Below are 7,908 nucleotides of genomic sequence, written 5' to 3' on the forward strand. Positions count from 1 at the left end.
TTGACGGGGTGCCCGGGCCGTATTGACAGGGCACTGGTCCAGACCGCAACGTGATCCGCGGCACGCAGGACGGACAGACGTCAGGGCATGCATACGTACAGCACATTCGTACCCGGAAAGGTTCCTCGGCGCATGGGCTTCAAGAGCGAGAGCAAGCTGGCCGGTCAGTACATCGACGCCGCGATCGGGCTGCTCGGCCGGGTCCGCGACGAGGAGAGCGGGAACATCGAGGCGGCGGGCGCGCTCCTTGCCGACGCGGTCGAGGCGGACGGCAGGCTCTTCGCCTTCGGCGCCGGGCACTCCTCGCTCGCCGCGCAGGACGTCGTCTACCGCGCGGGCGGCCTCGCCCTGATGAACCTCCTCGCCGTCCCCGGGGTCGTCGGGATCGACATCATGCCCGCCACGCTCGGCTCCGCCCTGGAGCGCGTGGACGGGCTCGCGGGCGCCGTCCTGGACTCCTCGCCGGCCCGCCCCGGCGACGTACTCGTGATCATCTCGCTCTCCGGGCGCAACGCCCTTCCCGTGGAGATGGCGATGAACGCCCGCGCGCTCGGCCTGAAGGTCATCGGCGTGACGTCGGTGGCGTACGCGACGGAGACGAAGTCGCGGCATGTGTCCGGGACCTTCCTCAAGGACCACTGCGATGTCGTGATCGACTCGAAGATCGCCCTCGGGGACGCGGAGCTCAGCCTCGACACGGTGGATGCGCCTTTTGGCCCCGCTTCCAGCGTGGTCACCAACGCGATCATGCAGGCGATGACGGCGACCGCCGTCGAGGCTTTGGCGGGGCGGGGGATTCAGCCTCCGCTGCTTCGGTCGGGGAACGTGGATGGGGGACACGAGTGGAACGGGCGGGTTTTTGAGGAGTACGGAGACCGGATTTTCTATCGGCGGTGAGCGGGTGCGGGTCTGATGTGGCCGCTCGCGCAGTTCCCCGCGCCCCTGACGGGGCCCGCCTGGCCACCCGGCGGGAATCGCACGCGCACTGCTAGCCCTCCGCCCTCCCCGTTCGCCTCCGCCGTCACCTCCGCCCCGTGCGCCCGTGTGATCGCGGCCACGATGGACAGTCCTAGCCCCGCACCCTCCCCCCTCGCATGCGTACGTTCCCGCAGGCGCCGGAAGGGCTCGAAGAGGTGCGGGACGGTGTCGGGCGGGACCGCGGGGCCCGTGTTGGTCACCTCGAGCCCGTCGGGGCCCGTGCGCAGGCCGACCCGGCCGCCCTTCACGTTGTAGTGCACGGCGTTCGCCACCAGGTTGTGCACCAGGCGGTCAAGGAGTACCCCGTCGCCGTGCACCGTCAGTGGCTCGGCGTGCACGGACAGGGTCACGTCGCGCTCCGCCGCCCGGTCGGCCAGGCCCTGCGCCACCGCGTCGGCGATGACGTCCAGGGCGATCGGCTCCCGGCGTTCCAGGCCCTGCTCCGATGTGGCGAGCAGCAGCAGGCCCTTGATGAGGTGCTCGCTGTCGTCGGCCACCGAGATCAGTTTCGTACGGATCTTCGTGACCTGTTCCGCGTCCGGCGCACCGGCCAGGCCGATCTCGGCGGCCGCCCGCTGCACGGCGAGCGGGGTGCGCAGCTCGTGCGCCGCGTTGGCCGCGAACCGCTGCTGGGCGCTGACCAGCTGCTCTATCCGGCCGAGCATCTCGTCGAAGGTGTCGGCAAGCTGCTTCAGCTCGCCGGGCGGGGCGTCGAGCGCGATCCGCTCGTGCAGGTTCTCGCCGGAAAGGCGCCGCGCGGTGCCGGTGATCACGGCCACGGGGCGCAGCACCCGGCCCGCCATCCACCAGGCGAGCAGGATGGACAGCGCGGCGTAGACGAAGAGGACGAGGACGGAGACGGTCAGGAGTCGGCTGAGGGCGGCCTGCTCGGCTACATCGCTGATCTTTGTGACGGCGAGGCCCTGGGTGACCTCGGTGGGCAGGGGTTTGGTGGGGGCTGCGGACGCGGCCGGGGTCGGCAGCCGCCAGGGCGGGCCGAGTCTGCTCGCCGGGACGGCGGTGGTGACGGCGGCGGTGATGGAGGAGTAGAGCCCCTGCCGGACCAGGAAGTAGACGAGCCCGGTGAGCAGCGCCCCGGCGAGGACGAGCATGCCGCCGTAGAGGGCGGTCAGGCGGGCGCGCTCGCTGCCCATGCGGAGAGGGGGCGCACCGAAGAGGCCCACGCCGGCCCGCTTCACGCCGATCTCCTTCACGCCGATCCCCTTCACGGCGATCCCCTTCACGCCGGCCCGCTTCACGCCGATCCCCTTCACGCCGATCCCCTTCACGGCGACCAGCCCGTGATCCGGTAGCCCGCCCCCGGCACCGTCTCCACCACCGGCGGATCGCCCAGTTTCGTGCGCAGTTTGGACAGCGTGACCCGGACCGCGTTGGTGCGGTAACTGGTGTCCTCCTCCCAGACCTGTTCGATCAGGTCCTCGCCGCTGACCACCGCGCCCTCCGCCCGCAGCAGCGCCTCCAGGACCGCGAACTCCTTGCGGGAGAGCGCGAGGTGCCGTCCGTCGCGGCCGGCCTGGCGGCGGGCCGTGTCCAGGACCAGGCCCGCGCGTTCGATGACCGGCGGCAGCGCGGGGCGGGTGCGGCGGCCCAGCGCGAGGACGCGGGCGAGCAGCTCGTCGTACGCGAACGGCTTGGTGAGGTAGTCGTCGGCGCCGAGGCCCAGGCCCGCGACCCGGTCCCGCACCGTGCCCGACGCCGTCAGCATCAGGACCCGGGTGAGCAGCCGCTGCCGTACGACACGGCGGCACACCTCGTCGCCGTGCAGGCCCGGCAGGTCACGGTCGAGCACGACGACGTCGTACTCACCGAGCTGGAGCTTGCGCAGCGCGGTCAGGCCGTCGGACGCGACGTCGACCGCGAGCGCGTCGCGGCGCAGCCCGTCGGCGATCATCTCGGCCAGGAATTCCTCGTCCTCCACCAGCAGTACACGCATCCGCACTGTGTACCTGAAGTGCACCTTTCGTCGGTGTAAGCGTCTGCGTTGAGAGAAACGAAAGCCCGCTTCCGGTGAGCCTGTGCGCGTCGACAACGCGACCAGTGAGGGGAAGCCATGAGGACTCGTACGCGATCGGTGGCCATCGCATCAGGGATCGCCGCACTCGCCCTGCTCACCGGGGCCTGCTCGCAGGACTCCGGCGACAAGGGCGCGGGGAGCGGCGCGGACGGCGGGAAGGGCAAGCAGGCCGACGCCGCCTTCAAGGAGCGCGAGTGCCTGCGCAAGCACGGCCTCAAGGTGCCCGAGCCCAAGGCCGGCGAGGACAGCCGGGGCATCACCATCGGCGGCGACCTGAGCAAGGAGAAGATGCAGGCCGCCCTGAAGGAGTGCACCGGCAAGGGCGGCGGCGCGGGCGGCGGATCGGTCTCGCAGGCCGACAAGGACAAGATGCTCAAGTACGCCCGCTGCATGCGCGAGAACGGCTACAACATGCCGGACCCCAAGTTCGACGGCGGCGCCATGCAGGCCCAGCCCATGCCCAAGGGCGCCGAGGTCAAGAAGATGGAGAAGGCCGCCAAGGCGTGCAAGGACATCGTCGCGTGAGGCGCCGCACCGCCGTCGTCTCCACGGTCGTGGCCCTGCTCGCCGTCACCGGCGGCGGAGTCGCCGTCACCGCCATCGCCGAGCAGGGCGACGGCAAGGACGGCTCCGTACGCCAGAACGCCGGACTCCCGCCCGCCACCGCCCCCGTCGAGCGCGGCGACCTCAGCAGCGGCACCCAGACCGACGGCACCCTCGGCTACGCCAAGGAACGCAAGGTCAACGCGGGCGCCACCGGCATCCTCACCTGGACCACGGGCGCCGGCTCGACGGTCCGGCGCGACGGCCGCCTGTACGAGGTCAACGGCGTCCCGGTGCGGCTCATGTACGGCACCGAGCCCATGTACCGGACGCTGAAGCCCGGCGACGAGGGCGACGACGTACGACAGCTGGAAGAGAATCTGCGGGCGCTCGGGTACGGGGCCGGGCTCGCCGTCGACGACGCGTACACGGAAGGCACCGCGGGCGCCGTGAAGCAGTGGCAGGAGGCGCACGACCGGAAGCAGACGGGTCGGGTCGGGCCGGACCAGATCGCCTTCTCTCCCGGAGCGGTCCGCGTGAAGTCCGCCGAGTCGGCCGTCGGCGACCAGGTCGCCCCGGGAAAGCCGGTGCTCGCCGCGACCGGCTCCGAACGGGTCGTACGTTTCGAACTGGACGTCGCCGAGGGGAAGCTGGCCGAGGTGGGCACCAAGGTCACCGTGGACCTGCCGGACGGCTCCACGGTCAAGGGCCGGGTCGCGTCCGTCGGCAAGACCGCGAAGCCGGGCGACGATCCGGCCGACAAGACCCCGAAGATCCCGGTGACGGTCTCCTTCGACGACGCGGGGAAGGTCGACGGCTTCGACCAGTCCCCGGTGACGGTGAACCTCACCGGCGAGACCCGTAAGGGCGTGCTCTCCGTCCCCGTCAACGCGCTCCTCGCGCTGCCCGGCGGCGGTTACGGCGTCCAGGTCGTCGAGCACGGCCGCGCCCGCCAGGTGAAGGTCGAACTCGGCATGTTCGGGCAGGGGCGCGTCGAGGTGACCGGCGGTGGACTCCGGGACGAGATGTTGGTCGGGGTGCCCAAGATATGAGCGCCGTCGTGGAGTTGGCCGGGGTCACCAAGGAGTATCCGGGCGGTGTCGCGGCCCTGCGCGGAGTGGATCTGACGGTGGAGGAGGGCGAACTCCTCGCCATCGTCGGCCCGTCGGGGTCCGGCAAGTCGACGCTGCTGCACATCGTCGGCACGCTCGACCGCCCGACGCGGGGCTCGGTGGCCATCGCCGGGCACGAGGTGGCTGCCCTCAGCGACCGCAGCCTCTCGGCGCTGCGCGCGCGGCACATCGGCTTCGTCTTCCAGGCGTTCCACCTGGTGCCGGGGGTCAGCGCGCGGGACAACGTCGCGGAGGGCCTGCTGTACTCCGGCCTCTCGCGCGCCGAACGACGCCGCAGGGCGGCCGAGGCGCTTGACCGGGTCGGCCTCGCGGACCGCATGAAGCACCGGCCGCACGAACTCTCCGGCGGCCAGAAGCAGCGTGTCGCGATCGCGCGGGCGGTGGTCGGCGCACCCGACCTGCTCCTTGCGGACGAGCCGACCGGCGCGCTGGACTCGGCGTCTGGCGAGGCGGTCATGGAACTCCTTCACGAGCTCAACGCGGAGGGCGCGACGATCGCCGTCATCACGCACGACACGGAGATCGCCCGGCGGCTGCCGCGGCAGGTGCGGATCAGAGACGGGCGGGTCGTGGCGGATACGCGGACGGCCGTGGCGGATACGCGGGCGGCCGTGGCGGATACGCGGGCGGCCGTGGCGGATACGCGGGCAGAGGAGGGCACGCTCTGATGCCTGCACACCTCAAGAAGCTGCGCGCCGCGAGGCTCGGCCCGGTCGACGTCCTGCACGTCGGCTCGGCGGGTCTGCGCAGCCGCCCGGTCCGGGTCGTCCTGTCCGCGCTCGGCATCGCGATCGGCATAGCCACGATGATCGCGGTGGTAGGCATCTCTTCGTCGAGCAAGGCCCAACTCATGGAGGAACTGGACGAGTTGGGTACGAACATGCTGGTGGCGTCGCCCGGTGAGGCGCTGTTCTCGGGCGAGAAGGTGGTGCTGCCGCGCGACGCGGCGGGCCGGGTCTCCCGCGTCGAGGGAGTGCGGAGCGTGGGCGCGACCGGCGATCTCGACCGCTCCGTGCGGCGCAGCGAGAAGATCCCCGAGGACGAGACGGGCGGCATCTCCGTCAAGGCGGCGACCGAGGGCCTGCTGGAGGTGCTGCGCGGCGAGATGGCGCACGGCACCTGGTTCAACGCGGCCAACAGCCGCTATCCGTCCCTGGTCCTTGGCCATGTCGCGGCACAGCGCCTCGGCATCACGGAACCGGGCACGCAAGTGTGGCTGGACGACCGCTATTTCACGGTCATCGGCATCCTGGACCCGCTGCCCCTCGCCCCTGAGATCGAACGATCGGCACTGGCCGGATGGGACGCGGCGAAGTCCGAACTCGCCTTCGACGGCCGCCCCACGTCCGTGTACGAACGCTCGACCGACGCATCGGTAAGGGACGTCCGCGGCCTCCTGGCTGCCTCGATCGACCCGGAGAACCCGCGGAACGTCCAGGTCACGGACCCGTCGTCGGCGCTCCAGGCGAAGGCGGCCACGGAGGGCGCGTTCTCCACGCTGCTGCTCGGGCTCGGCGGCATCGCCCTGCTGGTCGGGGGCGTCGGAGTCGCCAACACCATGATCATCTCAGTCCTGGAGCGGCGTCACGAGATCGGCCTGCGCCGCTCGATGGGCGCGACGAAGGGGCAGATCCGGATCCAGTTCGTGACGGAGTCCCTGATGCTGTCGGGCCTGGGCGGCCTGGCGGGAACAGCCCTGGGCGCGGCGGCGACGGCCGCGTACGCCACGTCCGGCGGTCTGCCCTGGGTGATCCCCCTCTGGGCGGTGACGGGCGGCTTCGCCGCGACGCTGGCGATCGGCACGGTGGCGGGCCTGTACCCGGCGGTACGGGCGTCTCGCCTGTCGCCGACGCTGGCGCTGCACGCGGGGTAGTCGGGCGGGCCCGCCCTGAGCTGCCGCTTCGCGGCGGGCCTTCCCCGCCCACCCGCCAGATCACCTTGCAGCTGACCTGCCCCACCCACCCGAACTCTGCCGGGCGATCGGGTGGGTGGGCGAGAGAGATCCGCCGCGGAGCGGCGGCCTCGAAAGCCCACGCACCCACCCGCAGAAGCAGTCAGTTGCCCAGGACCCGCGCCAGGTCCAGCGACGCCGCAACCCTCGCCGAGACGCTCTCCGCGTACGTCACGTCCGCCCGCTCGAACTGCGTACGGCTCGCCCCCCGCAGAAACGTCACGACGCCCAACGTCCGCCCCCGGCTGCGCAGCACCGTGCACAGCGCGTGCACGGAGTCCTCCGGCCACTGCCTGGCCGCGGCCCACTCCCGGGCCCGCTCCGGAGCCGCCGTGCCGGCACTCGCACGTACGGAACCCACCCGCTCGACGCACTGCGGCGCGGGATGCCCCTCCAGATAGCGCACCGGAAGGCCCGCCTTCACCACGGGCAGGCACGGCCCCGGCGCCCCGGCGGGCGTCGCCGCCGCCCGCACGAGCCGCACCGGATCCCCCTCGCCCGCCACCAGGTCGATCAGCGCGTGATCGGCGAACCCGGCGAGCGCGAAGTCCAGCTGGACCGTCGCCGCCTCCGTCGGATCCTCGCACTCCGCGGCAGCCCGCGCCGAACGGTGCAACTGCTGGGAACGGAAGCGCAGTTGAGCCGCCTCCTGCTCCGTCTGCTTGGCCTCCGTGGCGTCCTGGAAAAGCCACCCCACACCCAGCGGAACCGGCTCCTCCGCCAGCGGCGACGCCAGCCGCACAAAGCCGCTGCGCCAGCACCGCCGCTCCGGCTCACCGCTCTCCGAGGACCGTACGGACACCCACATCTCGGCGGGCGCGGGCGGCGCCCCCTCGGCCAGCACATGCGAGAGCGCGCTCTCCAGCTCCTCCACGCCCTGCCCGAGCAGATCACCGAGCGGCCGCCCGAGCACCGCCGTACGCCCCATGCCAAAGGCCCGCGCCGCATGTTCGTTGACGACGGCGGGCCGAAGATCGGCATCGACGAGAACAACCCCCCACGAGGCGTTCTCGAACAACGCCTCGCTCAGGGCGATGGACCGCTCCAGATCGATCTGCGCGTGCACCTCGCTGAAGGCGCAGTACACCCCCGCCGGCTTCCCGTCCCCGCCCCGCACGGCAGCTGACTGCGTCCGCACGAGCACCCGCCCGCCGTCCTTGGTCAGCAGCGCGAACTCGTGCACCTGCCGCCCCGGAGCCTCCATGGCCGACAGCAGCCGCGCCTCGACCTCCTCGGCGTCGGCCGTCCGCACCGCCCACCCCGAGAAC

The 7,908-nt window shown here is 72.0% G+C and carries 8 protein-coding genes; 5 read left to right on the forward strand and 3 right to left on the reverse strand.

What is annotated here, in order from left to right:
- Positions 1-132: 132 nt before the first annotated feature.
- Entirely contained in the window at positions 133-897 is a 765-nt protein-coding gene (locus E2651_RS19570) for an SIS domain-containing protein (RefSeq protein WP_135332469.1), read from the forward strand.
- On the opposite strand, the gene E2651_RS19575 is transcribed toward E2651_RS19570, so the two are convergent.
- A complete protein-coding gene (locus tag E2651_RS19575; protein WP_135332477.1) occupies positions 885-2,132 on the reverse strand; it encodes an ATP-binding protein in 1,248 nt (415 codons plus the stop codon). The genes E2651_RS19570 and E2651_RS19575 overlap by 13 nt on opposite strands.
- Positions 2,133-2,263: 131 nt before the next feature.
- Positions 2,264-2,932 (reverse strand): response regulator transcription factor, encoded by a 669-nt coding sequence (locus E2651_RS19580; protein WP_135332470.1) that lies wholly within the window; start codon positions 2,930-2,932, stop codon positions 2,264-2,266.
- A gap of 117 nt (positions 2,933-3,049) precedes the next feature.
- Here E2651_RS19580 and E2651_RS19585 point away from each other — a divergent pair, with 117 nt between their 5' ends.
- From E2651_RS19585 to E2651_RS19600, 4 genes are read left to right on the forward strand one after another with little or no spacing between them, the layout of a single operon-like run.
- A complete protein-coding gene (locus E2651_RS19585) occupies positions 3,050-3,538 on the forward strand; it encodes a hypothetical protein (RefSeq protein ID WP_135332471.1) in 489 nt (162 codons plus the stop codon).
- Positions 3,535-4,608, forward strand: a complete 1,074-nt coding sequence (locus tag E2651_RS19590; RefSeq protein ID WP_245239008.1) for a peptidoglycan-binding protein — start codon at positions 3,535-3,537, stop codon at positions 4,606-4,608. The genes E2651_RS19585 and E2651_RS19590 overlap by 4 nt, the downstream gene beginning before the upstream one ends.
- Positions 4,605-5,357, forward strand: coding sequence for an ABC transporter ATP-binding protein (locus E2651_RS19595; protein WP_135332473.1), 753 nt, complete (start codon positions 4,605-4,607; stop codon positions 5,355-5,357). The genes E2651_RS19590 and E2651_RS19595 overlap by 4 nt, the downstream gene beginning before the upstream one ends.
- Complete coding sequence (locus E2651_RS19600) at positions 5,357-6,562, forward strand: ABC transporter permease (RefSeq protein ID WP_135332474.1); 1,206 nt, start codon at positions 5,357-5,359, stop codon at positions 6,560-6,562. The genes E2651_RS19595 and E2651_RS19600 overlap by 1 nt, the downstream gene beginning before the upstream one ends.
- A gap of 181 nt (positions 6,563-6,743) precedes the next feature.
- Here the strand turns inward: E2651_RS19600 and E2651_RS19605 are convergent.
- Positions 6,744-7,908, reverse strand: a 1,165-nt coding sequence (locus E2651_RS19605) for a PAS domain-containing protein (protein WP_135332475.1), incomplete at its 5' end; no start/stop codon positions are given.

The sequence above is a fragment of the Streptomyces sp. MZ04 genome (assembly GCF_004684775.1).
Lineage (GTDB): Bacteria > Actinomycetota > Actinomycetes > Streptomycetales > Streptomycetaceae > Streptomyces.